This is a genomic window from Streptomyces asiaticus, from assembly GCF_018138715.1.
GTDB lineage: Bacteria > Actinomycetota > Actinomycetes > Streptomycetales > Streptomycetaceae > Streptomyces > Streptomyces asiaticus.
This window is the reverse complement of the sequence record NZ_JAGSHX010000006.1, coordinates 3,407,858-3,433,970: the sequence shown is the minus strand read 5'-3', so window position 1 is coordinate 3,433,970 and position 26,113 is coordinate 3,407,858. Positions and strand designations below refer to the sequence as shown.

The window sequence follows — 26,113 nt, the reverse complement described above, 5'->3', positions numbered from 1 at the left end:
CCCGCCGCCCCCATGGCCCCTTGGCCCCAACCGAAGGAGTACCCGAACCCATGGTCAACGCCCCCTCCGGGGCAGCCCCGGTCATCTCGGCCTGGACCGCCGTATCGCCCCTGGGACTGCGCGGGTCCGACTTCACCGCGGCCCTGCGGTCCGGCCGCCCGGCCGCCCGGCCGCTGGACCCCGAGGAGTGGTCGGCGCCGTTCCGCGAGGCGAGCCTCGTGCCCGACTTCCACATCCGGCAGATCCTCGGCCGCAAGGGCACCCGCTCCATGGACCGGGCCACCGGCCTCGCCGTCACCGCGATACGCCATCTGCTCACCGGGGAGCGGGAGTACGGCGAGGGCGAGCGGCTGCCGGGGGTGGGCGAGGAGACCGGTCTCGCGCTCGGCACCAGCACCGGCTCCGCCCAGAGCATCATGGACTTCACCCGGGACTCGCTGGTGGGCGAGAAGCCCTTCTACGTGGACCCGGCCCGGTTCCCCAACACCGTGATGAACTGCGCCGCCGGTCAGTCCGCCATCTGGCACGGGCTCAGGGGCCCCAACACCACCATCGCGGGCGGCCGCGCCACCGGGCTGCTCGCCCTGCGGTACGCGGTGCGGCTCCAGCGCGCCGGACGGGCCAGGGCGGTGCTGTGCGGGGCGGTCGAGGAGTTCTCCTCGGCCCGCGCCTGGCTGGAGTGGCACGCCCGCGCGGACGAGAACAGCGCCGCCGTGCTCGGCGAGGGCGCGGCCGTATGGCTGCTGGAGCCCGACGCCTCGGCGCGCGAGCACGGCCGCGAGGGGCTCGCCGAGGTGGTGGGCCTGGAGTTCGGCTGCGCCGCGGACGCGAAGGCCGCCCGTACGGTGCTCGCCGAGACGATCGGGCGGCTGCTGGACCGCACCGGGGTGACCCCCGGCGAGCTGAGCGCCGTCGCCGACTCCGGCGCCCCCGGCGCCGAGGGGGAGGCCGAGCTCGCCGCCCTCGCCGACGCCCTCGGCGGCAAGGAGCCGCCGCGGATCACGGCCGCCGACACCATCGGGGACACCTGCGCCGCCGCGGCGGCCTTCCAGATCGCCGCCGTGCTCGCGATGGCCGAGCGCGACCCCTCGGGTGTTGCCTCCGGCCGGGGGCACCTCCCAGCGGTAGCTGGGGGCGAGCCGAAGGGGCGCGCCGCTGTCGTAAGGGAGAGCGCGCGCAGGCCCCTGAGGAACGAAGGGGCCGAGCACGGTCGACCGTCGACAGGGGGCACCTCCCAGCGGCAGCTGGGGGAGGCTGAGGCGCCCCGGAGGCGAACCGAGCCCCTAAAAAGAGGCGCAACTGCCCTGGTCACCACAGTGGACCGGGACGGTGTGGTCGGCGCGGCCCTGCTGCGGATCCGGTGACGGGCCGCCGCCCCCTGAACTGAAGGAGCTGGTTGAGATGACGGACCGAGAGACGATGGCCAGGCCCCCCGCGGCCCCCGGTGGCGACGAGGCGCCCCGTACGGCGCTGGTCTTCCCCGGGCAGGGCGCCCAGAAGGCGGGCATGGGCGAGGCGTGGCGGGACACCGCGTCCTGGGCGCTGGTGGCGGAGATCTCCGAGTACACCGGTATCGACGTCGAGGATCTCCTGCTGAAGGCCGACGACGAGACGCTGCGCCGCACCGACCTCGCCCAGATCGCCGTCTTCACCGTCGAGGTGCTCGCCCACCGCGAGGCGGAGGCCGCCGGGCTGCTGGGCGGCGTGGTGGCCTGCGCCGGGCACAGCCTGGGCGAGTACACCGCGCTGCACGCCGCCGGGGCCGTGCCGCTCGCCGACACCGCCCGCCTCGTGGCCGCCCGCGGCCGGACCATGCGCGCGTGCGCCGAGCGGTCGCCCGGCACCATGGCCGCCGTGGTACGGCTCGGCCCGGAGACCGTGGAGGCGCTGGTCGGCCAGGTCCAGGAGGACGGCGGCCAGGTCTGGATCGCCAATGTGAACGCGCCCGGCGCCATCGTGCTCTCGGGCACCGCCGAGGCCGTGGACCGGCTCGCCGAACTGGCCGTGGAGAGCGAGGGCAAGGTGATCCGGCTCGCCGTCGGCGGCGCCTTCCACAGCCCGCTGATGGCCGCGGCCGCCGACGAACTGCGCGAGGCCCTGGCCGCCGTGGACTTCGCCCCCGAGCACACCCCGGTCGTCGCCAATGTGGACGCCCGCCCGTACGCGAGCGGCGAGCACTGGCGGGACCTCGAACTGACCCAGCTCACCAGCCCGGTGCGCTGGGAGGAGAGCGTCCGCACGCTCTCCGGCGAGCTGGGCTGCGTCCGGTTCGTGGAGCTGGGCCCCGGGCGCCAGCTGACCGGCATGATCCGCCGGATCGCGGACGGCGCGCTCACCGTCCCGGTCGAGTCGGCCGCCGCCCTCGCCAAGCTCACCACCCCCGAACCCTGAGCCCCGCGCTCTGACAGCGGAAAGGAGACCCCCGCATGGCCGACGCCACCGCCGCCCTGGACATGGACGAGCTGCGCACCTTCGTCGCGGATGTGCTCGACGTGGACGAGGAGGACGTCACCGACGACGCCGACTTCGTCAAGACCCTCGGCGTGGACTCCCTGATGGCCCTCGAGGTCATGGTCGTCCTGGAGAAGAAGTACTCGGTGAAGCTGGAGGAGCGGGAGATGAAGGACATCACCACGCTCCGGAAGGTGCACGACCTGCTCGCCTCGAAGATGGGGAAGTGAGATGACGGCGGCGGCGTGCGGGCCGGTGGACGGCGCCGTGGAGGTCGTGGACCCTGGCCTCCCCGGTGAGCGGCCCGCCCGGTGCGTGGCCGTGGTCGGCGCGTCGGAGAAGGTGTTCGCCGGGCACTTCCCGGGGTTCGCCATCTTCCCCGGGGTGTGTGTCGTGGAGTACGTCCAGCGCGGCGCCCTCGCCACCATGCCGGAGCGCGAACCGGGCGGGCGCTGGGTCCTGGCGGCCGTCGAGTCCTCCCGCTTCCTCAGCCCGGTCTACCCCGGTGACGAGCTGACCAGCGAATACGTCTGGTCGCGCAAGGACGGTGGCTGGCGCTGCCGGGCCTCGGCGGCCACCGGGCGCGGGCCCGCCGCGCAGATAAGGCTGCGCTTCGAGAACCGGGACGTCCCGGGCGCGGCGGCCGGGGCGGGGGAGCGGAGCGACCAGGACCGAGGAGCGGACGCCGGATGATCACCGTCGACGAGATCAAGCGGATGCTGCCGCACCGCTATCCCATGTTGCTGGTCGACCGGGTCACCGATCTGGTGCCGGGCGAGCGGGCGAGCGGGCTGAAGGCGGTCACCTGCAATGAGCCCTGGTACGAGGGGATGCCGGACACCGCGACCGAGGAGGACTACCACTATCCGTGGACGGTGCTCATCGAGTCCTGGTGCCATGTGGCCGGGGTGCTGGTCACCTGGGACCGGCCCAACCCCGATGTGCGCTCGGGCAAGGCGATGCTGCTGGGCGGCATCTCGGACGCGGAGTTCCACCGGCCGGTGGTGCCCGGCGATGTGGTGGAGCATCATGTGCGGCTGGCCCGCCAGGTCGGCGAGACCTACGTCTTCGAGGGCGAGAGCCTGGTCGGCAAGGAGACCGCCCTCACCATAGGGCGGCTGACGATGACCATGCGCCCGGCCTCCGACCTGGCCGCCCCGCCCGTGCCCGACCCGCTCTGACCGCACACCACCCCCGGGAGAAGGGCCTCACCGTATGTCCGACCGAATATCCGACGACACGGGCCGCGCATCCGGTGACGAGGAGCCGACGCCTGGTGAGAAGCCGGCGCCTGACGAGGAGCCGACGTCTGCCGAGAAGCCGGCGCCTGATGAGAAGCCGGCGCCGCGCGTCGCGCTGGTCTCCGGCGGCTCCCGCGGCATAGGCCGGGCCACCGTGCTCCGGCTGGCCCGGGACGGTTTCGATGTGGCGTTCTGCCATCGCTCCAGGCCCGACGCCGCCCGTGAACTGGAGGAGGAGGCGGCACGGCTCGGCGGCGGGCGGGTGCTCGGCAGACAGACGGACGTCCGCGACGCGGGCGCGGTGCGCGAGCTGGTCGCCTTCACCGAGGAGTCGCTCGGCCCGGTCGAGGTCGCGGTCACCTCCGCCGGGATCACCCGGGACAATCCGCTGCTGCTGATGACGGACGAGGAGTGGCGCGGCGTCCTGGAGGTCAATCTGGACGGCACCTATCACCTGTGCCGTTCCGTGGTGTTCGGAATGATGAAACGCAAGTCCGGATGCGTCATCAACATCTCGTCCGTGGCCGGTGTCCACGGCAATGCGACCCAGAGCAATTACGCGGCCTCCAAAGCGGGGATCATCGGCTTCACCAAGTCGCTCGCCAAGGAGGTCGGCCGGTACGGCATTCGAGCCAATGTGGTGGCACCCGGCTTCGTCGAGACCGATATGACGGCCGGACTCTCCGACCGGGCGCGCAAGGAGGCGGAGCAGAGCATCCCGCTGCGCCGCTTCGGTCGTCCGGAGGAGGTCGCCGACATGGTCGCGTACCTGGTCGGAGCGGAGTATGTGACCGGCGCGGTGTTCCAGGTGGACGGCGGCATCGTCCTCTGACGGGCACCCTCGGCACCGCTGTGCGGGCGGTGCGCACGATGCGATCGCTCGCTGAACGGGCGGTACGCAGGAGACGGACGAGCGAGGGGTGACGGAAGTGGCAGCCAAGCGCAGCAAAGTACCGCGGTTCTATTTCAATTTCCGCAGCCCGTACAGCTGGATCGCCTACCGTGATCTGATGGACCGATATCCGGATGTCGCACAGGCGGTGGAATGGCACCTGTGGTGGGAGCCGGACGCGGACGGGGAGCGCCGTATGGCCGAACACGGCCATCACTTCCCCTATTCGGCGATGTCCCGGGAGAAACATCTCTATATCCTCCAGGATGTGCGCCGGCTGACGACCGACCGCGGCCTCGCGGTCAGCTGGCCGGTGGACCACGACCCGGTCTGGGAGGTGCCGCATCTGCCGTACTTCCTCGCGCTCGACGCGGGGCTCGGCCCCGCCTGGATCGAGCGCGTCTACCGGGCGCGCTGGCAGGAGGGCCGCGACATCTGCGACCGTACGACCATCGCGGAGATCGCCGAGGAGCTGGGGCTGTCGGCCGAACGGGCGGCGGCGGCCGCCGATGACGAGGAGCTGCGCGGTGGCCGGGGGCTCCGGGCCCTGCTCGCGGTCAGCGACGCCGGGGCGTTCGGCGTGCCGTTCTTCACCCATGGCTATGACAAATTCTGGGGCGTGGACCGGCTGGCGGCCTTCGTCGCCTCGGTTCGCTCCGGGTCCGGGTCCGGGTCCGGGTCCGGGGCGGGGACCGGGGCCCGGTCCCGGGACACGCCCCTCGCCGGGGCGCCGGACGAGGACTTCGCCGAGTTCTCGGAGGCGGACTTCGCCGCCGCCCGGTCGGCCGATCCGGGCCATGCCGGAGGCTGTGGCTGACTCTTCGCCCGCCCGCTCGTTCACACGTTGTCGCCCGTCCACCCGCCCGTTCCGACCGCCCAGCCCCCCACCCGCCCAGCCGCTCGTCCCGACCGTCCAGCCCCCGACCGTCCAGCCGCCCGTCCCGACCGAGACGAGAACGCCCTGACTGCCGACGGACACTCCCCCTCCTGGAGGACGCAGATGCCCGAGCCACGCCAGACGTCGGCGCGGCCTCCTTCCCTGGGAGCCCGCGCCCTCTCGGCCGCGGCCCTGCCGATCGCCCCGCTGTTCGGAGTCTCGCTGGCGTATCTGGCCTTCCATCCGCGGCGCCGGGAACAGCGGGAGCACCCCCGGGACCACGGGCTGCCCTGCACCGAGCTGAAGGTCCCCTTCGCGGCGCGGAAACACCTCGACGCCTGGCTGTGCCCGGGGTCCCCCGAGAAGGTGGTGGTGCTCGGGCACAGCATGGCGACGGCGAAGGACCACAGCCTCCGCCATGCCAAGTTCCTGCACGACGCCGGGTACACCGTCTGCCTGTTCGACCACCGCAACCACGGGGCCAGCAGCGACGACCGGGCGCTGTTCGGGCTCGGCGACCGGTTCGCGAGCGATGTCACCGCCGTGGTGTCCCATCTGCGCGGCCGGCGCGGGTACGGCGGGGCGCGGATAGCCTTCTACGGCTTCTCGTTCTCGTGCTTCTCGTCCATGTGGGCGCTGACGCACGACGGATTCGAACTTGACGCGCTGGTGTGCGACAGCGGGCCGGGGCACGACGTCCCACCGCTGCTGCGCAAGTTCCTGGAGGCGGAGGCGCTGCCGCTGCCCGCCGTGCTGAAGGGCGAACCGGCCCGTTCGGTGGTGGCGCGGACGCTGTGCGCCGTGGGACCGGCCATGCTCCGGGCCCAGTGGCCACCGCCCGCGACGGGCAAGTTCGCCAAGATCCCCCTGTTGTTCATGTCGGGCGAGCACGATGCGATCGTGCCGCCCTCCTCGGTGGACGCGCTGGCCGAGCGCTATGCCCAAGCCGAGACGCACGTCCTGCCGGGAGCCGAGCATCTGCTCGGGCTGGAGACCGATCCTGAAGGCTACGCGAGCGTGGTGCTGGATTTCCTCGAGCGGGCCCTGGGGTAGCCACCTTGACCGTCCTCGACGGGACGGAACTTTTCGGAAGAGGGAAGAGAGAGCATGCAAAAGGTGCTCATCGCCAACCGTGGCGAGATCGCTGTCCGTGTTGCCCGTGCCTGCCGGGATGCCGGGATCGCGAGCGTAGCCGTCTACGCCGATCCGGACCGGGACGCTGTGCATGTGCGCGCGGCCGATGAAGCCTATGCGCTGGGTGGTGACACCCCGGCGGCCAGCTATCTCGACCAGGCCAAGGTCCTGGCCGCGGCCGCCGAATCCGGCGCCGACGCCGTCCACCCCGGCTACGGATTCCTCTCCGAGAACGCCGAGTTCGCCCAGGCCGTCCTGGACGCGGGCCTGACCTGGATCGGCCCCCCGCCGCACGCCATCCGCGACCTCGGTGACAAGGTCGCCGCCCGGCACATCGCCCAGCGCGCGGGTGCTCCGCTGGTGGCCGGGACCCCCGACCCCGTCTCGGGGGCGGAGGAGGTCGTGGCCTTCGCCGAACAGCACGGTCTCCCGATCGCCATCAAGGCCGCCTTCGGCGGCGGCGGCCGCGGTCTGAAGGTCGCCCGCACGATGGACGAGGTCCCCGAGCTCTACGACTCCGCCGTCCGCGAGGCCGTGGCCGCCTTCGGCCGCGGGGAATGCTTCGTCGAGCGCTACCTCGACAAGCCCCGGCATGTGGAGACCCAGTGCCTGGCCGACACCCACGGCAACGTCGTCGTGGTCTCCACCCGCGACTGCTCCCTCCAGCGCCGCCATCAGAAGCTGGTCGAGGAGGCCCCGGCGCCGTTCCTGTCCGAGGAGCAGAACGCCCAGCTCTACGCCGCCTCCAAGGCCATCCTCAAGGAGGCGGGCTATGTCGGGGCGGGGACGGTGGAGTTCCTGGTGGGGATGGACGGCACCATCTCCTTCCTCGAGGTCAACACCCGGCTCCAGGTGGAACACCCGGTCACCGAGGAGGTCACCGGCATCGACCTGGTCCGCGAGATGTTCCGTATCGCGGACGGCGAGGCCATCGGCTACGACGACCCGCCGATGCGGGGGCACTCGTTCGAGTTCCGGATCAACGGTGAGGACCCGGGCCGCAACTTCCTGCCCGCCCCGGGCACGGTGACCTCCTTCGTGCCGCCCGCCGGGCCCGGTGTCCGGCTGGACGCGGGCGTGGAGTCCGGCAGCGTCATCGGCCCCGCGTGGGACTCGCTGCTGGCCAAGCTGATCGTCACCGGCGCCACGCGGAAGCAGGCCCTGGAGCGGGCGGCCCGTGCCCTGGCCGAGTTCCAGGTCGAGGGCATGGCCACCGCGATCCCGTTCCACCAGGCGGTGGTGAAGGACCCGGCGTTCACCAGCGAGCCCTTCACCATCCACACCCGCTGGATCGAGACCGAGTTCAACAACACCATCGCCCCGTTCACCCCGACCGGCGCGGACGAGGCCGAGGAGCCGACCGCCCGCGAGACGGTCGTGGTCGAGGTCGGCGGCAAGCGGCTTGAGATCTCCCTCCCGGCGGTGCTCGGCCTGGCGGTGTCGCCCGGGGAGGCCGCGGGCGGCTCGAAGAAGCCGAAGCGCAAGGCGGTCAAGAAGTCCGGCTCCGCCGCCTCCGGCGATGCCCTGGCCTCGCCCATGCAGGGCACCATCGTCAAGGTGGCCGTGGGTGAGGGTGACACCGTGGCCGAGGGCGACCTCGTCGTGGTCCTGGAGGCCATGAAGATGGAGCAGCCCCTCAACGCCCACCGAAGTGGGATCGTCAAGAACCTGAACGCGAACGTCGGCGCCTCGGTCAGCGCGGGCGCGGTGATCTGCGAACTGAAGGACTGACCCGCCGCCATGGCGTCCTTACGAACGCCATGGCCTCCTCACGGTGGGCCGGGCCCGGCCGGGTCCACCGTAAGGGTCAGTCCTTGAGCGTCCGCTCCAGGAAGCCCAGGACGGTCGCCGCGTACGTCTCCGGCTGCGTCTTGATGCCCTGAAGGTGCTCGGTGTCCGGCAGGGTGTGCACCTCGGCCAGCGGATAGCGCTCGGCCAGCGCCCGTACCCCCGAGGCGGGGATCATGGTGTCGCGCTCACCGGCCAGGAAGAGCATCGGGGTGCGCTCGTACGCGCCCCCGAGCGGCGGCGGCCACTGCACCCGCAGCATCGCCACCGCCGCCGACGAGGCGACCGACTCCACGACCGGGCGGGAGGGGCCGGCGCCCAGCGGGCCGGGGATGGGCACCCCGCCGGCCGCGACGAAGTTCCGGAACAGCGGGGCCAGCTCCAGCGCCGGGCCGCTGTCGAAGACCACCGCGTCGACCGGGCAGTCCTCCCTCTTGAGCATGTAGAACGAGGGGAAGGTCGAGATCGAGAAGCCGTAGATCGCGATGCGCGCCGCGGCGTACTCGTCCATCGACCGCATGTGCCGCACCACGGCGACCACATCGTCGGTGTGGCGGTCGCTCATGCCCCAGCCCGCCCGGTCCGCGACGCTCTTACCGTGGTTGCGGTGGTCGAACATGGCGACCGTGTAGCCCGCCTCGCTGAGCAGCCGCGCGTGCGCCAGGCTCGCGGACTTGCTGAGCCCCAGGCCGTGGCCGAGCACCACGACCCGCTCGGCGTCGCCGGGGATGAGCCAGACATGCAGCCCGCGGCCCTGCTGCCCGTTCAGCGGAACGTTGACGTCGGTGCTGGTCAGCCCGAGGTCGGCGGGGGTCTTGTGATGCGGTCTGCGGGGCGGGTGGAAGATCATGTACGAGAGGAAGGCGCCGTACAGCGGTGCCACCGGGAGGGCCACCGCTGAGGCCGCCTTGGCCAGGAATCCCGTCGCCATGGTCGTCAAACCCCCATCACCGATCGTGCCCGGACGTGCGCGATCGTAGTGCGGACTGACAGGTGACCGCGTCGGCCGGAAGGCGAACGTGGCCTAAGTCACCGGGTGTCCGCGATCGGCAACGCGGCCTTGTGGCAGGGGTGTTGGGGGCGTGTGAAGCGGTCGTGGTGGCGCGTTCCGACGGCGGGGCACTCACGGCGTGCCGCGCGCGCCGCTGTACCGTCAGTACGTCCACAGCGAGCGCATCATCGGCCGATAGCACGGGGGGAAACCGAACAGTGTCCTTCACCAGCCCGGCTCAACCCGCACCCGAGCCCCGGCGATGGGCCCCGGTCCGCGCCCTGCCCGGCCCCGGGGACCGCCCCGGCCCCGGCGAGGTGGCCGTATGGCTGCTGCGGATCCCGCCGTACGCCGCCGCTGCCGCCGCCGTCGCGGAGGGCATGCTGGACGAGCAGGAGCGCGAGCGCGCGGCGCGGCTGCGGTCGGATATGGCGCGCGAGCGCTATGTGACCTCCCATGTGGGGCTGCGGATGCTGCTCGGCGGCTATCTCGGCATCGCCCCGGCCGAGGTCGCGTTCACCCGGGAGACCTGCGGCATGCCGGACTGCGAGAAGCCGCACGGCCGCCCTGCCCTGGCGGGCGAGGACGCGCTGCACTTCTCCCTGTCCCACTCCGGCGACGCGGCCCTGTGCGCCGTCGCAGGGGCGCCCGTGGGCGCCGATGTCGAGGAGCGGGACCCCGGGCGCACCGGGGCCCGGCTGACGGGTCTTGTCGGGCAGTTGCACCCCGAGGAGCGGGCTGCGATCGACGCGCTTCCGGAGGAGCTGCGGGAGGAGGCGTTCCTGGGCTGCTGGGTCCGTAAGGAGGCGTATCTCAAGGGCATCGGCACCGGGCTGCCGGGCGGGATCGGCGCCCACCACGTCGGGCTCGCCGATGGCCTGGCCCCGGCCGGCGCCCCGCCCGGCCCGCACGGCTGGACCTTCGCCGACCTCGACGCCCCGCCCGGCTACTACGCGGCGGTCGCCGTGAGGGACGAGGGCGTACGGGACGAGGCCGCGTCCGGCGGCGCGGCGCGTCCGGCGGTGACGCTGGCCGGTCTGCCTCTGGGGTGATCACCCCGGGTAAGGTCGGCGCCATGCCGCATCTCGAGGTGGAACTCTCGGCAGGCACCATCGAGTACGAGGACACGGGAGGCGAGGGCCCCGTCGCGGTCCTGCTGCACGGCGTCGCCATGGACGGCTCCCTGTGGCGCGAGGTGGTCGCCGCGCTGGCCCCCGACATCCGCTGTGTCGTCCCCACCCTCCCCCTGGGCGGGCACCGCCGCCCGATGCGGCCCGACGCGGATCTGTCGGTGCTCGGGGTGGCCCGGCTGGTCGCCGAGTTCCTGGACCGGCTCGACCTTACGGATGTCACGCTGGCCATGAACGACTGGGGCGGCGCGCAGGCGCTGATCGCCGACGGCCGCGACCTGCGGATCGGCCGACTGGTGATCACCTCCTGTGAGGCGTTCGAGAACTACCCGCCCGGGCTGCCCGGCAGGAATCTGCGGCTGGCCGCGAAGCTGCCGGGCGGACTCAACGCCGCCTTCAAGCTGCTGAGGCTCGCCCCCCTGCGCCGGCTGCCGATGACCTGGGGCTGGATGACCAAGCGCCCGGTGGACCGCGAGGTGATGGACGCCTGGTTCCAGCCGCTGTGGACCTCCCCGGAGGTCCGCCGCGACCTGCGGAAGTACGTCCTCGGCGTGCCACCGGTGAACGAGCTGCTCCACTGGGCCGAGGCCCTGCGCACCTTCGACCGCCCCGCCCTGGTGGCCTGGGCGTCCGAGGACCGCGTCATGCCGCCCGAGCACGGCCTCCGCCTGGCCGGTCTGCTGCCCCGCGGCAGCCTGGCGGAGATCCCCGACAGCTACACCCTGATCCCCCAGGACCAGCCGGGCCCCCTGGCCGACCTGATCCGCGCCTTCGTCCTGGACGGCCCCGAGCCGGCCTAGGCATCGATATGCCGCTCCGCCGCGTGGTGGGGCTCCGACCCGGACCCCGGCCGGGCGACCGGGATGTGCGCGGGGATGTCCTGGCCGGTGAGCTGTTCCCGGCGACACGGCGACACGGCCGCTCGTCGGCCCGGGGGTCCAGGGGCGGAGCCCCTGGTATCGGGAAGGGGCGGGGTGGGGAAAGATCCGCCACGGCCCAGGGGGCTGTCGTACCCCCGGCGTACCGTCGTCAGTATGTGCAGATCCATCAAGACGCTCCGCCCGCCGTACGCCGACTCCGTCACCGAGGCCGATATGCGCGCCGCGGCCCTCCAGTACGTCCGGAAGATCTCCGGCTTCCGCCAGCCGGCCGCCCATAACGCGGAGGCGTTCGACAAGGCGGTCGAGGCCATCGCCGCCGCCACGGGGGAGCTGCTGGACTCGCTCGAGGTGCGCGGTGGGGCAGCACGCTGAATGGCCCGGGGCTGTCGAGAGCACCCGGGCCATTCGCTTGATCAGTTGTGCGCCGCCAGGGACTCGAACCCCGGACCCGCTGATTAAGAGTCAGCTGCTCTAACCAACTGAGCTAGCGGCGCCTGCTGACGACATAAATACTACCTGGTCCGGAGGGGTGCTTCTGACCACGCTCAGGTGGGCTCAGATGGACAGGGAGAGCAGCATCGGGGCCGCCTCGCGGTTCAGCGTGTCGGCGGCCTGGCGGAGCCGGTGGGCATGGGCCAGCGGGAGGGAGAGGGCCAGGCAGCCCACGGAACGCCCGGCGCTGATCGGGACCGCCGCACAGACCGTGCCGACCGCGTATTCCTGGAGGTCGAGGACGGGCACCGTGGCGGGCTGGCTGTCCAGCTTGCGGAACAGCACCTTCTCGTTGGTGGTGGTCCGGGAGGTGAGCCGGACCGTCTTGTGGCGGGCGAGGTGATCGCGGCGGCTGTCGTGGTCGAGCTGGGTGAGCAGGCATTTGCCGAGCGCCATGGCGTGGGCGGCGGAGCGGAAGTCCACCCACTCGTTGACCTTGGGGGTGCGGGGCCCGTCCGCATACTGCGTGATCTTGATTTCGCCGTCCACATAGCGGCTGAGGTAGACCGCCGCGCCCACCGAGTCGCGCAGGGTGATGAGCGACTGCTGGAGCTTGTCCTGTACGGCGTGGCCGCGGTCGGGGGCGGCGGAGCCCAGCAGGGTCAGGGCGTTGCCACCGACGTAGGCGCCGTCGGCGATCTGTTCCACATAGCCCTCGCGGCGCAGCATCCGCAGCAGATCGGCGAGCTGGTGGGCCGGTAGCCGGGTCTCCCTGGCCAGCATGATGTCGCTGACGCCGGACGCGTGTTTGGCGACGACCTCCAGGATGCGGAGGGCGTGCTGCACCGAGTGGAACGGCGCGGTCGGCTCGGGCCTGAGCGCCACGATTTCCCCCCTCGCAGGTTGGCGTGGCTTTGTATCACGATAACCGCCAAGGGGCTTATCCGGATCGGCTGTTGAGGATATTGCCGAGGCGCATCGGCCCCGGTCAGCAGGGGCGTATGTCCTCGGCATATGACAGCGGCGTGCCCCCGCGGGAGGGTCGCGGGGGCAGCGCCGAACCGGGCCCGGCGAGCGCCGGATGATCTGCCCGGTGGGGCCGGATGTTCTGCCCGGCAGGCGCCGGGCCCGGTCCGGCCGAGAGCTCAGAGAACCGCGCTCAGGAACTCCCTCGTCCGCTCGTGCTCCGGCTCGGTGAAGATCTTCTCCGGCGGTCCGGACTCGATCACCCGGCCCGCGTCGAACATCAGTACATCGTCGGAGATGTCCCGCGCGAAGTTCATCTCATGGGTGACACAGAGCATGGTGATGTCCGTCGTGTGCGCGATGTCACGCAGCACGTCCAGCACCCCGGCCACCAGCTCCGGGTCCAGCGCCGACGTCACCTCGTCCAGCAGCATCACCTGCGGCCGCATCGCCAGCGCCCGGGCGATCGCCACCCGCTGCTGCTGACCGCCGGACAGCTGCGTCGGGTACGCGTCGCACTTGTCGCCGAGGCCGACCAGGTCGAGCAGCTCCCGGGCACGGGTCTCGGCCTCGTCCTTGCTGAGGCCCAGCACGTTCACCGGGGCCTCGGTGATGTTCCGCAGCACCCGCATATTGGGGAAGAGGTTGAACTGCTGGAAGACCATTCCGATCTTCTTGCGCACCTCTCTGGTGTGCTTCTCGCCCGCCGGGACCAGCTTGCCGGCCCTGTCCTCATGGGTCAGGTAGTCGCCGTCGACCTTGATCGTGCCCTCGTCCGGCTTGATCAGCGTCATCAGCAGCCGCAGGATCGTGGTCTTGCCCGATCCCGAGGGGCCGATCAGGGTGACGTGCTTACCGGAGGAGACCGAGAAGTCGAGGTTGTCCAGGACCGTGTTGCTGCCGAAGCGCTTGGTCACCTGGTCGAAGCGGATCAGTTCACTGCCGTCCACGGCAGGGTTCGTGTGGTCGGTTTCAGTGGCCAAGACGACGCTCCAGGGCTCGCATCAGAAGGGAAGCCGGATAGGCGATGACGATGAAGGCGATGCCGACCATCGTGTAGGGCTCGATGTACTGGAAGGACGACGCGCCCTCCGCGCGCGCCTTCTGCAACATGTCGACGACGCCGATCAGCGCGAGCATCGGGGAGTCCTTCAGCATCGCGATGACGTAGTTGCCCAGTGCGGGCACCACCCGGCGAATGGCCTGCGGCAGGATCACCGCGGTCCAGGTACGGCCGCGGGAGAGGCTGAGCGCGGTCGCCGCCTCCCACTGGCCCTTGGGCACACCGTCGATACCGGCCCGGTAGACCTCGGCGGTGTACGTCGAGTAGTGCAGCCCGAGCGCGATCACCCCGGTGGTGAGCGCCGAGAACTTGATGTCCCAGGTCGGCAGCACGTAGTAGAAGAAGAACAGCTGCACCAGCAGCGGAGTGTTGCGGATGAACTCCACGACCGCCGCCACCGGCCAGCGTATGAAGCGGGTCGGCGAGCGGAAGGCCATCGCCCACACCAGCCCGAGCGCGAACGCCAGGACCGAGCCCAGGGCGGTCGCCTCGAGGGTGATCAGCAGCCCGTTGCCCAGCTCGGGGAGGAAGTCCTTCGCCACATCCCAGTTCCAGCTCACTGGGCACCTCCCGCCGTGATGATGTTGGACGACTGCTCGGCCTCCTGGCGCGCGGACAGCTTCCGGGTGATCAGCGGGCCCTTGCCGGACTTCACGGGGGCCTGGCCGATGCCCGCCTTGGCGCGCCGCTCCAGCAGCCGCATCAGCCGGGTGAGGACGAAGGCCAGCACGAAGTAGAGGACCAGGATGATCGCGTAGATCTCCAGGCTGTCACCGGTCGCCAGCCGCGAGAGCTGGGCGGCGAAGGTGATGTCGGCGACGCTCACCGCGGAGACCAGGGCGGTCGCCTTCAGCAGCTCGATCAGCAGATTGTTGAAGGGCGGGATCATCTCCGGGATCGCCTGCGGCAGGATCACCCGGCGCATCCGCTGCGCGGGCGTGAAGCTGAGCGCGATGGCCGCCTCACGCTGCGCCGGGGCCACCGCGGCGATCCCGCCACGCACGATCTCCGAGCCGTACGCCCCGTAGGTGAGGCCGAGCGCCAGCACCGCGGCCCACATCGGCACCAGCTGGAACTGGAAGGCCAGTGGCATCACGAAGAACAGCCAGAACATCAGCACCAGGGCCGAGGTGCCGCGGAAGACCTCCACATAGAAGCCGGTCAGAAAGCGGACGATCCACAGCCGGGAGGTGCGCGCGATCCCGATGCCGAACGCCACGACGGCCGCGAAGACCGCGCTGTACAGGGTCAGCTGGATGGTGATCCAGACGCCCGGAAGAAGCCAGTTTTCCCACAGCCCGGCCGTCATGAGCACAGCTCCTTGGCGGTCAGATCGGTCATCTCTTCCTTGGTGAAGCCGAAGGGCCGCACGATCCGCAGCAGCTCGCCGCTCTTCTTCATCTTGTGCAGCTCGACGTTGAAGGCGTCCCGGAGCTTGGTCTCCTCCGGCCGGAAGGCGAAGCCGCCGGCGCCGATGTCCGGTTTGCCGTCGACGTATGCCTGGAACGGCTCGGTGGCCTCGGCCAGCCGGCTGTTCCGCTGCTTCACCACGTTGTGCACGGTCACGGTCGTGCCCGCGAAGACATCGGCCCGGCCCTGTTCCACGGCCAGCAGCCCGGCCAGCTGGTCGGGGAGGATCAGCATGTCGCTCTGCTTGATCCCGACGTCCTCCGCGTAGCCGATCTCGGCGTAGGCGGTGCCGGTGGCCATTTTGGCCTTCTTCTTGAAGATGTCTTCGTAATTGTGCAGATTCTTGGGGTTCCCCTTGCGCACGATGAACGCGTCACGCATGCGGTAGTCGGGGTCCGAGAAGATCACTTGGGCGCAGCGCTCGGGGTTGATGTACATCCCCGCCGAGACCACGTCGAACTGCTGCGAGCGAAGGCCCGGGATGAGCGAGCCGAACTCGGTCGGCACCGGCTGGACCTTGGGCACCCCCAGCCGCTTGAAGATGACTTTCGCGATCTCCGGCGCCTCGCCGGTGAACTCGCCGTTCTCGTCGATGTAGCCGAATGGGATCTCCCCCGCAATTCCCAGCCGGACCGTCCCTTGCGACCGGAGTCGCTCCAGCAGATTGCCCCCGTCCTTGGCGCCCGAGCCGGACACCCGGCTACAGCCGGCCGCGCCCAGCAGGCCCAGGGCCGCACCGCCGGCGAGAAGAGCGCGGCGGCTTGGGCCCATTTTGGCTATTTCTCTGCTATTGGTGTCTTTCCCACGTGGTGGAGCCATGGGCGCGCGGCTACCCGACTCCGGCAAATGTATGCGGGTCGTTTCCGGCCCTTGATACAGCCGATGTCTGGGTAGTCCCCTGGGACAGGACTGGTTCCGAAGCGACCTGGAGGAAAGTCGATGGTTGACCGAGCCGACCGGTTCATCGAGGTCTCGCTCGACAAGCGCGGGGTGAGTTGCACGGCCAAGCTCCTTGACGAGCTCGCGCCGATCACCTGCGACGCGGTGTGGAACGCGCTGCCGCTCGGGGGTGATGTGTACCACGCGAAGTACGCACGCAATGAGATCTACACCCTGCTGCCCCCCTTCGCGCCCGAGGAGCCGCCCCTCGAGAACCCGACGATCACCCCGATCCCCGGGGACCTGTGTTACTTCACCTTCACGGACACCCAGCTCGGGACCAAGTCGTACGGATACGAGACCGAGGCCAAGCACCAGGGGCGGCGGCAGGTGATCGACCTGGCGCTCTTCTACGAGCGGAACAACCTGCTGATCAACGGTGACGCGGGCTGGGTGCCCGGGATCGTCTGGGGAACGATCGTGGACGGCCTCGACCGCATGGCGGACGCCTGCCAGGACCTGTGGCGCGCGGGGGCGCTGGGGGAGACGCTGAACTTCCGCCGGGCGTAGACCTCGGCTCGCGCCGGGCGCAGGCCCTCGGTCCGTGCCCGGCGCGGCTCATGGGCCGGGTCCGGCGCGGCGCATGCGCCGGGCACGGGTCCGGGGCGTAGCCGCCCCGGACCCGGCAACGGGCGTTATGCCGTCGGCGGACGCACCTCGTCCGCCAGCCCCGCCTCGAACAGCGCGTGCGCCGCGCGCAGCACGAGCGCGTCCGCGTGGCGCGCGCCCACCAGCTGCACCCCGATCGGCAGGCCCGCGCCGCTGAGGCCGCACGGCACCGACGCCGCGGGCTGCTGGGTCAGGTTGAACGGGTAGGTGAACGGCGTCCAGCCGGTCCACCGGGTGTGCTCCAACCCCTTGGGCACCTCGACCCCCGCCTCGAACGCGGTGATCGGCAGCGCGGGGGTGACCAGCAGGTCGTACGCGGAGTGGAACCGCCCCATGGCGTGGCCGAGGGCCATCCGCACGTCCACGGCCGCCAGATAGTCCAGCGCGCTGTACGACGCCCCCTGGGCGCAGATCTCGCGCAGCCCCGGGTCCAGCAGCTCCCAGTCCTCCTGCCCCAGCGGCTGCACCACCCGGGCCGCGCCGCTGAACCACAGCGTGTGGAACGCCTCCACCGGGTCCTCGAACCCCGGGTCGATCTCCTCGACCACCGCGCCCAGCTCCGCCAGCAGGTCCACCGCCCGCCGCACCGACGCGGCCACCTCCGGGTCGACCACGGCCGTGCCGCCGAGCGCGGGGCTGTAGGCGACCCGCAGGCCGTCCACCCCGCCCCCGCCGGAGGTGAGCGCCTCCCGGAAGCCGCCCTCGACGGGACCCAGCTGCGACCAGTCGCGCCAGTCCGGGCCGGAGATCACATCCATCAGCAGCGCCGCGTCCGCCGCGTCCCGGGTCATCGGCCCCACATGGGCCAGGGTGCCGAACGCGCTCGCCGGATAGAGCGGAACCCTCCCATAGGTGGGTTTCAGCGCGAAGATGCCGCAGAAGGCCGCCGGGATACGGACCGAGCCCCCGCCGTCCGTCCCCAGGCTCAGCGGACCCGCGCCCAGCGCGACCGCGGCCGCGCTGCCGCCACTGGAGCCGCCCGCGGTCCGCTGGGGGTCGTACGGATTGCCGGTGACCCCGTGGGCCGGGCTGTCGGTGACGCCCTTCCAGCCGAACTCCGGGGTCGTGGTCTTCCCCACGAACACCGCGCCGTGCTCGCGCAGCCGCGCCACCGAGGGCGCGTCCTCGTCCCACGCCTTGCCCTCGGGCCGTACGGTCCGCGAGCCGCGCAGGGTGGGGGCGCCGCGCTGCAACAGGATGTCCTTCACCGACACCGGGACGCCGTCCACCAGGCCCACCGGGGCCCCGCGCCGCCACCGCTCGGCGGACTCCTCCGCCTGCCGCAGCGCGTCCTCGGCGTCCACCCGGGTGAAGGCGTTCACCTCCGGCTGAATCTGCTCGATCCGGTGGAGGACGGCACGGGTCGCCTCGACGGGGGAGAGCTCGCCGGAGGCATAGCGCTCGACGAGTTGAACGGCTGTCAGGTCGTGAATGTCGGTCATCCGGCTCTCCGTTCAGGGTCCTGCGATCAGTCCACCGGTACGTACCCGAGGCGTTTGTCGACGATGTTGAGCAGTGGTTCGCCCGCGCACCAGCGCTCGTAGTTGTCCTGGAACTGGTCGGCCAGGTGGTCGCGCCACCCGACCGTGTCGCCGCTCATATGGGGCGACACGAACAGCCCGGGCACGTCCCACAGGGGATCGTCCGAGGCCAGCGGCTCGTGTTCGAAGACGTCCAGGGCGGCGCCGGCGATCCGCCGGGCGACCAGGGCCGCCGTGAGGTCCTTCTCGACGACCAGGGGGCCGCGGCCGACGTTGATGAACCGGGCGGTGGACTTCATCCGGTCGAAGACGGTGCGGTCGAACATGCCGCGGTTGGCGTCGGTGAGCGGCGCCGCGCTCACCACCCAGTCGGCCGACGGAAGCAGCTCGGGCAGCTCGTCGCCGCCGCGCACGCCCTGCCGCGCGGTGCGGCCCACCAGGTCGACCACCACGCCGAGCGCGGCCAGGGTGGAGCCGATCGCCCGGCCGATGGGGCCCGCGCCCACGACCACGGCGCGCGTCCCGGCCAGCCGCATCGTCTCGCGGTGCTGCCAGCGTCGCTGCCGCTGGAGCTCCCAGCTTCCGTGGAAGTCCTTGGCCATGGCGACCACCAGACCGGCCACATACTCCGCGATCGGCTGCTCGAAGACCCCTCGGGCATTGGTCAGTACCGTGTCGGACGCGACGAGTTCGGGGCAGAGCAGCCGGTCCACTCCCGCGCTCGCGGTATGGACCCACGCCGGCCGGGGACCCTCACCGGGCCAGGCGTCGCGGACCGCGTCGGAGGTGAAATCCCAGACCAGGAGCACATCCGCGGTGGGGAGCGCCTGGGGCAGCGAATTCTCGTCACAGACGAGCACCTTGGCCCGGCCGGCCACCCGGTCCAGGTGGACCGGTGGCTGGTCGCCGAAGACGACAACTGTGCTTTCGGACATAGGCGGGAAACCGTTTCGAAACGTGGATGGGTTTGCCTGGAAAAGGAGGGGGCAGACGCCTCAGTTTGAGGATTGACCACGCTAGGCAGCGGAAACTACCGTCGTCAACAACGGCATCTGTCCCGGCGTCCCCGGCATCAGGCCGGCTCTCTCCATCCAAAATCTCTGGCCAATGGTCCAGTCCCTCCGTTCCGTATTGGGGCTCGCTTTGGACGTCTCTTTTCTGGGTGGCCCACAGCCGCAGCGCGGCGTGGGTGTGGTGGCACCGTTCGACTTCGCACTCGACCGTGAGCTGTGGCGCTGGGTGCCGGACGAGGTATCCCTCCACCTCACCCGTACCCCGTTCGTACCCGTCGAGGTGAGCCTCGACCTGGCGCGGCTCGTAAGTGAGCACGAGACCTTGCACGACGCGGTGCAGGCGCTGGCGGCCGTCGCACCGGAAGTGGTGGCGTACGCGTGCACCTCGGGCAGTTTCGTCGGCGGTGTCGCCGGGGAGCGCGCGATGTGCGCGGCCATGTCCCAGGCGGGTGAGATCCCGTCGCTGACCACCTCGGGCGCGCTGCTGGAGGCGCTGCGGGAGATCGGCGCCCGGCGGATCGCGGTGGTGACGCCGTACACCCAGTCCGTCACCGACTCGCTGGAGGAGTATCTGGCCGAGGGCGGGATGACCGTCACCGGTCGGGCGTACCTCGGACTGACCCGGCACATCTGGAAGGTGCCGTACCGCGATGTGGTCGACATGGCCCGGCAAGCGGTGGTCGGGGCCACCGACGCGCTCTTCATCAGCTGCACCAATCTGCCGACCTACGACGTGATCCCGCAGCTGGAGGCGGAGCTGCGGATGCCCGTGCTGTCCGCGAACCAGGTCACCATGTGGGCGGCGCTGCGGGCGATCGGCGCCCAGGCCGTGGGCCCGTACCAGGCGCTGCTGGACCCGGCCGCCCGGTCCGGGCCGGCGGGGATGTCCGTGTCGCCGAGCGGCCCGTTCCCGGTGACGGACCCGGTCGTCGAGTCGATGCTCGGGGCCGTGGAGGCGGTCGAGTCCGTGGTGGACGAGCCCGAGGCGGCGCTGGCCGGGGCGGCCCCGCCGGGGTCGGACGGCGACCCGGCCGACGGGCTCGACCCGGGCTTCGGCACCGGCCTCGGCGAGGGCCCCTACCTCGACGATTCCGGCGGCCCTGCCGCGGGGTGAGGCGAAGGCCCGGTGTGCCCGGCGGGTGGGAACCCGCCGGGCTTCCGCGGTGTATGAGAAGTGACAGCAGTGCAGGGGCGGCGCTCGCGGGGGCCGCCAGTCAAGGAGGCAGTCATGGTGGACTCGACGCACCCGGCCCCGGACACGGTCGGCTTTCTCTACCCCGGATACTCCGCCGAGGACGAATACCCGCGCCTGGAAGGCATGCTCGGCGGCGACAGCGGCGACATCCGGCTTCCGCTGGTCCACACCGACATCGGTGAGGACGCCCATCGGGTGGACGCCCTGCTGGAGATGGGGTCGGCGGCCCGCCTCGCGGCCGGGGTCGCCGAGCTCGCCGAGCGCGGCGCCCGGGCCGTGGTCTGGGCGTGCACCAGCGCCAGCTTCGTCTTCGGCTGGGAGGGCGCCAAGGAGCAGGTGCGCGAGCTGGGCGAGACGGCCGGGATGCCCGCCTCCAGCACCTCCTTCGCCTTCGCCCACGCGGTGCAGGCGCTCGGCGCCGACCGGGTGGCCATCGCCGCCACCTATCCGGAGGATGTCGCCGACTACTTCCGGGCATTTTTGAAGGCGGCCGGCGCCGAGGTGGTCTCGATGCGCGGCAGCGGGATCATCACGGCAGCGGAGGTCGGCACCTGGGGCCGGGACGAGGTGCTGGAGCTGGGCCGCGCCGGGGACCACCCCGAGGCCCAGGCGGTCCTCCTGCCGGACACCGCTCTGCACACCGCCGCCTGGATTCCGGATCTGGAGGCGGAGCTGGGCAAGCCGGTGCTCACGGCCAACCAGGTCACGGTCTGGGAGGGGCTGCGGCTGCTGGGCCGCGATCCAGTCCATGACCGGCTGGGCGCGCTTTTCGCCCGGAGCGGCGGATAGCGAAGGGTGGCGCGGCCGGGGCGGGCGCGCCGAAGGGCCCGAGGAGCCGGTGACGGGGAGCTGAACCCCGGCGTAATTCCATGCAGCTCTTTGGCCATCAGTGCATTCCGCTTATCGGACTGCCCCTAGCATGCAGCCGTGCGTCGCCAACATCTCTCCCCGGTCCCGTCGGCACGTCATCTGCTGGTCGCCGGTGCGGTGACGGTGGCCACGGCCGTCGGAATCGGCGCGCTGGCGGTCGGCGGAGGCTCCTCGGACGGTTCTCGTGCGCACCCCTCCGCGAGCGGAAGCGCGCCCATGAAGGCATCGGACGGGCTGCGGCACACCTCCGTCGAGGTGTCCGAGGGCGGCTGTGGCCGTGGCTGGACCGATGCCGCCCGTGGCAAGCAGGTCTTCGAGCTGCGGAACACCTCCAGCAGACCGGCCGAGGTCTATCTCACCAATCCGGCGAACGGCGCCGTCTACGGAGAGGTGGAGGGTCTGGGCCCCGGCACCAGCAGACCGCTGAGCGTCACGCTCGGCGGGGGCTCCTACGCCTTCGTCTGCCTGCCCGAGGACGCGGACGCGGTCACCGGGCCCACCGTCACCGTGTCCGGACCGGCGCGGGGCGGTGGACCGGCCGCGGTCCCGGTCGGCCAGCAGGATCTGATCCCGCCCACCATCGCCTACCAGAAGTGGGTGGCGGGCCGGATGGACGAGCTGGTGCGGCGCACGGACGCGCTGCGCTCGGCCATCCACTGCGGTGACCTGGCCACGGCCCGCGCGGTCTGGCTGCCCGCCCATCTGGTGTACGAGCGGATGGGCGCCGCCTATGGCACCTTCGGCGACGCCGACGGGGCCATCAACGGCACCACGGCGGGGCTGTCCGACGGGGTCCACGACCCGGACTTCACCGGCTTCCACCGCCTCGAGTACGGCCTGTGGCACGGCGAGTCCGCGAGCTCGCTGAGCCCGGTCGCCGACCGGCTCGTGAGGGACGTCCGAGGGCTGCGGGACGATTGGCCGCAGGAGCGGATGGACCCGGCCGACCTGGGCCTGCGGGCGCACGAGATCATGGAGAACACCGTGCAGTTCGAGCTGACCGGCCGCACCGACTACGGCAGCGGCACCAATCTGGCCACCGCGCGGGCCAACCTGGACGGCACGCGGGCCGTGCTGCGCCGGCTGGAGCCGCTGCTGAAGCCCCGTGCCCCCTGGCTGCCCGAGCTGGAGAGCGACCTGGACCGCACCCAGCGGACCCTGGAGCGCTCGCACCACGGCGACCGCTGGACCCCGCTGGACCGGCTGAGCCGCACCGGGCGCCAGCGGCTCAACGCGGACACGGGCGCGCTGGTGGAGCGGCTGGCGCAGGTGGCGGCGCTGATGGATGTGCGGAGGACCCGGTGAGCGAGGTGCTGCGCAGGGGCTTTCTGCTGAGCGCGGCCGCGGGCACGGTCGGCGCGGTGGCGGGCGCGGCCGCCGCGGGCACGGCGGCCGCGAAGGAGGACGGACCGGAGAAGAGGCCCACCCGTGTCCCCTTCCACGGCACCCATCAGGCCGGGATCCTCACCCCGCCCCAGCGGGCCACCGCGTTCATCGCGTTCGACACCATGGCCGAGGGGCGCAAGGAGCTGGCCGACGCCTTCCGTGCGCTCACCGAGCGGTGCCGCTTCCTCACCGCCGGAGGCACCCCCGACCCGGTCGGGATCACCGCGCCGCCCGCCGACTCCGGCACCCTGGGCCCCGAGGTGGCGGCCGACCGGCTGACCGTGACCGTCGGCGTGGGCGCCTCGCTCTTCGACGAGCGTTACGGACTGCGGGACCGCAAGCCCCGGCGGCTGCACGCGATGCGGTCCTTCCCCGACGACGATCTCGACCCCGACTGGTGCCATGGCGATCTGAGCCTCCAACTGTGCGCCGACAGCACGGACACGGTGCTGCACGCGCTGCGCGACATCGCCCGGCACACCCGGGGCGCGTTGCAGATCCGCTGGCGTATCGACGGCTTCGTCAGCCCGCCGCGCCCGTCCGGCACCCCGCGTAACCACATGGGGTTCAAGGACGGCACCGCCAGCCCCGACACCGGGGACGCCCGGGCGATGGACCGTCTGGTGTGGGTGGGTGCCCACTCCGGGGAGCCCGCCTGGGCCACCGGCGGCAGCTATCAGGTGATCCGGCTGATCCGGATGCTGGTGGAGTTCTGGGACCGGGTGTCGATCAGCGAGCAGGAGCGCATATTCGGCCGCAGCCGGGACTCGGGCGCCCCGCTGGACGGTCAGCACGAGTTCGACACCCCGCGCTTCGCACAGGACCCCAAGGGCGACATCATTCCGCTGGACAGCCATATACGGATGGCCAATCCGCGCACCGCCCGGACCGAGGACCAGCGCATCCTCCGCCGTGCCTACAACTACGACCGGGGCATGGACGGCAATGGCAACTTGGACATGGGGCTGCTGTTCTGCTGCTATCAGCAGGACCTCGAGCGCCAGTTCGAGACCGTGCAGAAGCGGCTGGCGGGGGAGCCGTTGGTGGACTACATCACCCCCTTCGGCGGCGGCTATTTCTTCGCGCTCCCCGGGGCGCGGGACCGCTCCGACTGGCTGGGACGGACCCTTCTGTCCTGATCATCGCCCCACCATCCGGTCAAGAACACCTCAAGAGTTCCTTGGATTCTTCTGACCCTCTATTCACTCGGCCGCCTCCATGGATTCCATCGGAGAGTCCTGCCCGTGGCACAGGATCAGGCGCAGGCGTGAAACGCGAATCATGTGGAGGCATGGCATGGGCGGCACGGCAGGATCCGAAGGCGGCCGACGGCGTGGCCGGGCCGCGCGCTGGGGTGCCCTGGCCGGCGCCGCGGCCCTGGCGACCGTGGGCGGGGTGGCCCCCGCATGGGCCGCGCCCGCCAAGGGCGGCCACACCGCGACCCCGGTGAAGCATGTGGTGGTGATCTTCGACGAGAACATCTCGTTCGACCACTACTTCGGCACCTACCCCAAGGCGGCGAACACGGACGGCACCAAGTTCACGCCGGCCAAGGACACCCCCAAGGACATCGACACCCTCGCGAACGCGGGGCTGCTGGAGAAGAACCCCAATCTCTACAAGCCCAAGCGGCTGCGCAGCGACCAGGCCATGACCTGCGACCAGAACCACTCCTACGGTCCCGAGCAGTACGCCGCCAATGGCGGCAAGGCCGATAAGTTCGTGGAGAACACCGAGGTCAGCAAGTGCACCGGGCTCTTCGGCGAGCCCGGTCTGGTGATGGACTACTACGACGGAAACACCGTCACCGGCCTGTGGAACTACGCCCAGCACTACGCGATGAGCGACCGCTCCTTCAGCTCGGCCTACGGTCCCTCCACCCCCGGGGCGCTGGAGCTGATCTCGGGCCAGACCCATGGCGTGATCTCCACCGACCCCAAGTCCTCCACCGAGGACCCCGAGCAGACCGACAAGCCGGACGCGTACACGGTGGCCTCGCCGGACGCCAAGGGCGTCGGCACGGTGATCAACGACCCGGACCCGGCCTTCGACGACTGCTCCAACAAGGACCACACCAGCGGCAACGCCCTGGCTCAGCTGAAGGGCCGGAACGTCGGCGATCTGCTCAACGCCAAGGGTGTGAGCTGGGGCTGGTTCCAGGGTGGCTTCCGGCCCAGCACCGCCTGGGACGGTGAGCAGGACCACTATGCCAAGTGCTCCGGCACCACCCACAAGAATGTCGGCGGCGCCGCCTCGGTGGACTACAGCCCGCACCACGCGCCGTTCCAGTACTACAAGTCCACGGCGAACCCGCATCACCTCCCGCCGAAGAGCGTCCAGGAGATCGGGCACAGCGGCCGGGCCAACCACAACTACGACCTCACCGACTTCGACGCGGCGCTCAAGACGGGCCATCTGCCGTCCGTCAGCTTCCTGAAGGCCGCCGAGTACCAGGACGGCCACGCCGCCTACTCCGACCCGGTCGACGAGCAGCACTTCCTGGTCGAGCAGATCAATGCGATCCAGAAGTCGCCGCAGTGGAAGGACACCGCGATCGTCGTCGCGTACGACGACAGCGACGGCTGGTACGACCACGCGTACGCCAAGCCCCGCAACGGGTCGACCGACAAGACCACGGGGTCCAACGGCAAGGCCACCGACAGCCCCGCCTGCCAGTCCGCTCCGAAGCCCGCGGGCGGCTACCAGGACCGCTGTGGCCCCGGCCCCCGGCAGCCGCTGCTGGTGATCTCGCCCTTCAGCAAGTCCAACAAGGTTGACCACACCCAGACCGAGCAGACCTCGATCACCCGCTTCATCGAGGACAACTGGCACACCGGCCGGATCGGCGACGCCTCCTTCGACCGCCGGGCGAACACCCTCTCCGGGCTCTTCGACTTCCGTCACCCCAACAACACCCAGGTGCTGCTGAAGTCCGACGGCTCGGTCGCGTCGGTCCACAAGGCCGGTCACTACACGACCTCCGCCCTGGCCGCCCACGCCCCGATCGTGAACGCCGCGGCCGCCGACGCCCTGACCACCCGGCGTCTCGCCGACGACAAGGGCATGTCCGCCGCCCTGCCCATCGGCCTCACGGCGGGTGTGCTGGTGCTCGGCGGCGCCGGTACGGCGCTGGCCCTCCACCGCCGCCGCACCGCGGGGACCGCGGGCTAGGCCCGTTCCGCGCGAGCGCGCGGCACACCGTCGTCGGGTCCGCCGCCACACCTCCTCCCCAGGTGGCGGCGGGCCCGGCCGTTCTCCGGAGGCCGGGGAACGAGGGCCGGGGCCGGGGCCGGGAATAAAGCGGAGCCTTTCTCCGGTTGAATGTCGCCGGTAGACGCAGAGGCGTGGCGGCGCACCGCCGCAC

Annotated in this window: 26 protein-coding genes and 1 tRNA gene; 18 read left to right on the top strand and 9 right to left on the bottom strand. The window is 71.3% G+C overall.

Going from position 1 to position 26,113, the window contains the following annotated elements:
• Nucleotides 1-50: 50 nt before the first annotated feature.
• From KHP12_RS21795 to KHP12_RS21755, 9 genes are all read left to right on the top strand, one after another.
• Nucleotides 51-1,364 (top strand): beta-ketoacyl synthase N-terminal-like domain-containing protein, encoded by a 1,314-nt coding sequence (locus KHP12_RS21795; protein ID WP_086883387.1) that lies wholly within the window; start codon nucleotides 51-53, stop codon nucleotides 1,362-1,364.
• Between the two features lie 37 nt (nucleotides 1,365-1,401).
• The gene (locus KHP12_RS21790) at nucleotides 1,402-2,391 is read left to right on the top strand and encodes an ACP S-malonyltransferase (protein WP_086883386.1); all 990 of its coding nucleotides are present in this window, start codon (nucleotides 1,402-1,404) and stop codon (nucleotides 2,389-2,391) included.
• A gap of 35 nt (nucleotides 2,392-2,426) precedes the next feature.
• Nucleotides 2,427-2,681, top strand: a complete 255-nt coding sequence (locus KHP12_RS21785; protein ID WP_020871038.1) for an acyl carrier protein — start codon at nucleotides 2,427-2,429, stop codon at nucleotides 2,679-2,681.
• Nucleotide 2,682: 1 nt separating this feature from the next.
• Nucleotides 2,683-3,144, top strand: coding sequence for a 3-hydroxyacyl-ACP dehydratase FabZ family protein (locus KHP12_RS21780; RefSeq protein ID WP_086883385.1), 462 nt, complete (start codon nucleotides 2,683-2,685; stop codon nucleotides 3,142-3,144).
• The gene (locus KHP12_RS21775) at nucleotides 3,141-3,632 is read left to right on the top strand and encodes a 3-hydroxyacyl-ACP dehydratase FabZ family protein (protein ID WP_086883384.1); all 492 of its coding nucleotides are present in this window, start codon (nucleotides 3,141-3,143) and stop codon (nucleotides 3,630-3,632) included. Before KHP12_RS21780 ends, KHP12_RS21775 begins: the two co-directional genes overlap by 4 nt.
• A gap of 34 nt (nucleotides 3,633-3,666) precedes the next feature.
• Nucleotides 3,667-4,524 carry a 3-oxoacyl-ACP reductase FabG gene (gene fabG / locus KHP12_RS21770; RefSeq protein WP_244203022.1) on the top strand — a complete coding sequence of 286 codons (858 nt, stop codon included), beginning with the start codon at nucleotides 3,667-3,669 and terminating at the stop codon, nucleotides 4,522-4,524.
• Between the two features lie 97 nt (nucleotides 4,525-4,621).
• Nucleotides 4,622-5,401: a DsbA family protein gene (locus tag KHP12_RS52450; protein WP_211834891.1), complete on the top strand. Its 780-nt coding sequence runs from the start codon at nucleotides 4,622-4,624 to the stop codon at nucleotides 5,399-5,401.
• Between the two features lie 183 nt (nucleotides 5,402-5,584).
• Nucleotides 5,585-6,514 (top strand): alpha/beta hydrolase, encoded by a 930-nt coding sequence (locus tag KHP12_RS21760; protein ID WP_037956195.1) that lies wholly within the window; start codon nucleotides 5,585-5,587, stop codon nucleotides 6,512-6,514.
• Nucleotides 6,515-6,568: 54 nt separating this feature from the next.
• The gene (locus tag KHP12_RS21755) at nucleotides 6,569-8,326 is read left to right on the top strand and encodes an acetyl/propionyl/methylcrotonyl-CoA carboxylase subunit alpha (protein WP_211833512.1); all 1,758 of its coding nucleotides are present in this window, start codon (nucleotides 6,569-6,571) and stop codon (nucleotides 8,324-8,326) included.
• 76 nt (nucleotides 8,327-8,402) lie between these two features.
• On the opposite strand, the gene KHP12_RS21750 is transcribed toward KHP12_RS21755, so the two are convergent.
• Nucleotides 8,403-9,314 (bottom strand): alpha/beta hydrolase, encoded by a 912-nt coding sequence (locus KHP12_RS21750; protein WP_086882788.1) that lies wholly within the window; start codon nucleotides 9,312-9,314, stop codon nucleotides 8,403-8,405.
• A gap of 278 nt (nucleotides 9,315-9,592) precedes the next feature.
• Between KHP12_RS21750 and KHP12_RS21745 the strand changes: the two genes are divergently transcribed.
• The 3 genes from KHP12_RS21745 (at nucleotide 9,593) to KHP12_RS21735 (ending at nucleotide 11,757) form a co-directional block, all read left to right on the top strand.
• Entirely contained in the window at nucleotides 9,593-10,426 is an 834-nt protein-coding gene (locus KHP12_RS21745; protein WP_086882789.1) for a 4'-phosphopantetheinyl transferase family protein, read from the top strand.
• A gap of 23 nt (nucleotides 10,427-10,449) precedes the next feature.
• Nucleotides 10,450-11,304 carry an alpha/beta fold hydrolase gene (locus KHP12_RS21740; protein WP_086882790.1) on the top strand — a complete coding sequence of 285 codons (855 nt, stop codon included), beginning with the start codon at nucleotides 10,450-10,452 and terminating at the stop codon, nucleotides 11,302-11,304.
• A gap of 234 nt (nucleotides 11,305-11,538) precedes the next feature.
• Nucleotides 11,539-11,757 carry a DUF2277 domain-containing protein gene (locus KHP12_RS21735; protein WP_086882735.1) on the top strand — a complete coding sequence of 73 codons (219 nt, stop codon included), beginning with the start codon at nucleotides 11,539-11,541 and terminating at the stop codon, nucleotides 11,755-11,757.
• 48 nt (nucleotides 11,758-11,805) lie between these two features.
• On the opposite strand, the gene KHP12_RS21730 is transcribed toward KHP12_RS21735, so the two are convergent.
• The 6 genes from KHP12_RS21730 to ehuB all read right to left on the bottom strand — a co-directional run bounded on the left by KHP12_RS21730 (nucleotide 11,806) and on the right by ehuB (nucleotide 16,075).
• A tRNA-Lys gene (locus KHP12_RS21730) sits at nucleotides 11,806-11,879 on the bottom strand.
• 61 nt (nucleotides 11,880-11,940) lie between these two features.
• On the bottom strand, nucleotides 11,941-12,702 hold the full coding sequence (locus KHP12_RS21725) for an IclR family transcriptional regulator domain-containing protein (RefSeq protein WP_086882734.1): 762 nt from the start codon (nucleotides 12,700-12,702) through the stop codon (nucleotides 11,941-11,943).
• 260 nt (nucleotides 12,703-12,962) lie between these two features.
• Nucleotides 12,963-13,733 (bottom strand): ectoine/hydroxyectoine ABC transporter ATP-binding protein EhuA, encoded by a 771-nt coding sequence (gene ehuA / locus KHP12_RS21720; RefSeq protein ID WP_051573182.1) that lies wholly within the window; start codon nucleotides 13,731-13,733, stop codon nucleotides 12,963-12,965.
• Nucleotides 13,734-13,755: 22 nt separating this feature from the next.
• Complete coding sequence (gene ehuD / locus KHP12_RS21715; RefSeq protein WP_037953178.1) at nucleotides 13,756-14,406, bottom strand: ectoine/hydroxyectoine ABC transporter permease subunit EhuD; 651 nt, start codon at nucleotides 14,404-14,406, stop codon at nucleotides 13,756-13,758.
• The gene (gene ehuC, locus KHP12_RS21710; protein WP_086882733.1) at nucleotides 14,403-15,155 is read right to left on the bottom strand and encodes an ectoine/hydroxyectoine ABC transporter permease subunit EhuC; all 753 of its coding nucleotides are present in this window, start codon (nucleotides 15,153-15,155) and stop codon (nucleotides 14,403-14,405) included. The genes ehuD and ehuC overlap by 4 nt, the downstream gene beginning before the upstream one ends.
• Nucleotides 15,152-16,075, bottom strand: coding sequence for an ectoine/hydroxyectoine ABC transporter substrate-binding protein EhuB (ehuB, locus tag KHP12_RS21705; RefSeq protein ID WP_086882732.1), 924 nt, complete (start codon nucleotides 16,073-16,075; stop codon nucleotides 15,152-15,154). Before ehuB ends, ehuC begins: the two co-directional genes overlap by 4 nt.
• 120 nt (nucleotides 16,076-16,195) lie before the next feature.
• On the opposite strand from ehuB, the gene KHP12_RS21700 reads away from it, so the two are divergent.
• The gene (locus KHP12_RS21700; protein ID WP_086882731.1) at nucleotides 16,196-16,705 is read left to right on the top strand and encodes a DUF3830 family protein; all 510 of its coding nucleotides are present in this window, start codon (nucleotides 16,196-16,198) and stop codon (nucleotides 16,703-16,705) included.
• 125 nt (nucleotides 16,706-16,830) lie between these two features.
• Here KHP12_RS21700 and KHP12_RS21695 read toward each other — a convergent pair whose 3' ends face one another.
• On the bottom strand, nucleotides 16,831-18,246 hold the full coding sequence (locus KHP12_RS21695; RefSeq protein ID WP_086882730.1) for an amidase: 1,416 nt from the start codon (nucleotides 18,244-18,246) through the stop codon (nucleotides 16,831-16,833).
• A gap of 26 nt (nucleotides 18,247-18,272) precedes the next feature.
• Complete coding sequence (locus KHP12_RS21690; protein WP_037953173.1) at nucleotides 18,273-19,220, bottom strand: D-2-hydroxyacid dehydrogenase; 948 nt, start codon at nucleotides 19,218-19,220, stop codon at nucleotides 18,273-18,275.
• Nucleotides 19,221-19,428: 208 nt separating this feature from the next.
• Here KHP12_RS21690 and KHP12_RS21685 point away from each other — a divergent pair, with 208 nt between their 5' ends.
• The 5 genes from KHP12_RS21685 to KHP12_RS21665 all read left to right on the top strand — a co-directional run bounded on the left by KHP12_RS21685 (nucleotide 19,429) and on the right by KHP12_RS21665 (nucleotide 25,920).
• Entirely contained in the window at nucleotides 19,429-20,412 is a 984-nt protein-coding gene (locus KHP12_RS21685) for a maleate cis-trans isomerase family protein (RefSeq protein ID WP_086882729.1), read from the top strand.
• A 114-nt stretch (nucleotides 20,413-20,526) separates the two neighbouring features.
• Nucleotides 20,527-21,282 (top strand): maleate cis-trans isomerase family protein, encoded by a 756-nt coding sequence (locus KHP12_RS21680; RefSeq protein ID WP_086882728.1) that lies wholly within the window; start codon nucleotides 20,527-20,529, stop codon nucleotides 21,280-21,282.
• A 138-nt stretch (nucleotides 21,283-21,420) separates the two neighbouring features.
• Nucleotides 21,421-22,668, top strand: coding sequence for an EfeM/EfeO family lipoprotein (locus tag KHP12_RS21675; protein ID WP_086882727.1), 1,248 nt, complete (start codon nucleotides 21,421-21,423; stop codon nucleotides 22,666-22,668).
• Nucleotides 22,665-23,888 carry an iron uptake transporter deferrochelatase/peroxidase subunit gene (gene efeB / locus KHP12_RS21670; protein WP_211833510.1) on the top strand — a complete coding sequence of 408 codons (1,224 nt, stop codon included), beginning with the start codon at nucleotides 22,665-22,667 and terminating at the stop codon, nucleotides 23,886-23,888. The genes KHP12_RS21675 and efeB overlap by 4 nt, the downstream gene beginning before the upstream one ends.
• Nucleotides 23,889-24,045: 157 nt before the next feature.
• Nucleotides 24,046-25,920, top strand: coding sequence for a phospholipase C (locus tag KHP12_RS21665; RefSeq protein ID WP_086882725.1), 1,875 nt, complete (start codon nucleotides 24,046-24,048; stop codon nucleotides 25,918-25,920).
• Nucleotides 25,921-26,113 lie beyond the last annotated feature (193 nt).

What these genes read in the sequence shown, in the direction of transcription:
- KHP12_RS21795 (WP_086883387.1), top strand. Translation starts at nt 51, where the DNA reads ATGGTCAACGCCCCCTCCGGGGCAGCCCCGGTCATCTCGGCCTGGACC.
- KHP12_RS21790 (WP_086883386.1), top strand. Translation starts at nt 1,402, where the DNA reads ATGACGGACCGAGAGACGATGGCCAGGCCCCCCGCGGCCCCCGGTGGC.
- KHP12_RS21785 (WP_020871038.1), top strand. Translation starts at nt 2,427, where the DNA reads ATGGCCGACGCCACCGCCGCCCTGGACATGGACGAGCTGCGCACCTTC.
- KHP12_RS21780 (WP_086883385.1), top strand. Translation starts at nt 2,683, where the DNA reads ATGACGGCGGCGGCGTGCGGGCCGGTGGACGGCGCCGTGGAGGTCGTG.
- KHP12_RS21775 (WP_086883384.1), top strand. Translation starts at nt 3,141, where the DNA reads ATGATCACCGTCGACGAGATCAAGCGGATGCTGCCGCACCGCTATCCC.
- fabG (WP_244203022.1), top strand. Translation starts at nt 3,667, where the DNA reads ATGTCCGACCGAATATCCGACGACACGGGCCGCGCATCCGGTGACGAG.
- KHP12_RS21760 (WP_037956195.1), top strand. Translation starts at nt 5,585, where the DNA reads ATGCCCGAGCCACGCCAGACGTCGGCGCGGCCTCCTTCCCTGGGAGCC.
- KHP12_RS21755 (WP_211833512.1), top strand. Translation starts at nt 6,569, where the DNA reads ATGCAAAAGGTGCTCATCGCCAACCGTGGCGAGATCGCTGTCCGTGTT.
- KHP12_RS21750 (WP_086882788.1), bottom strand. Translation starts at nt 9,314, where the DNA reads ATGGCGACGGGATTCCTGGCCAAGGCGGCCTCAGCGGTGGCCCTCCCG.
- KHP12_RS21740 (WP_086882790.1), top strand. Translation starts at nt 10,450, where the DNA reads ATGCCGCATCTCGAGGTGGAACTCTCGGCAGGCACCATCGAGTACGAG.
- KHP12_RS21735 (WP_086882735.1), top strand. Translation starts at nt 11,539, where the DNA reads ATGTGCAGATCCATCAAGACGCTCCGCCCGCCGTACGCCGACTCCGTC.
- ehuC (WP_086882733.1), bottom strand. Translation starts at nt 15,155, where the DNA reads ATGACGGCCGGGCTGTGGGAAAACTGGCTTCTTCCGGGCGTCTGGATC.
- ehuB (WP_086882732.1), bottom strand. Translation starts at nt 16,075, where the DNA reads ATGGCTCCACCACGTGGGAAAGACACCAATAGCAGAGAAATAGCCAAA.
- KHP12_RS21700 (WP_086882731.1), top strand. Translation starts at nt 16,196, where the DNA reads ATGGTTGACCGAGCCGACCGGTTCATCGAGGTCTCGCTCGACAAGCGC.
- KHP12_RS21695 (WP_086882730.1), bottom strand. Translation starts at nt 18,246, where the DNA reads ATGACCGACATTCACGACCTGACAGCCGTTCAACTCGTCGAGCGCTAT.
- KHP12_RS21690 (WP_037953173.1), bottom strand. Translation starts at nt 19,220, where the DNA reads ATGTCCGAAAGCACAGTTGTCGTCTTCGGCGACCAGCCACCGGTCCAC.
- KHP12_RS21680 (WP_086882728.1), top strand. Translation starts at nt 20,527, where the DNA reads ATGGTGGACTCGACGCACCCGGCCCCGGACACGGTCGGCTTTCTCTAC.
- KHP12_RS21665 (WP_086882725.1), top strand. Translation starts at nt 24,046, where the DNA reads ATGGGCGGCACGGCAGGATCCGAAGGCGGCCGACGGCGTGGCCGGGCC.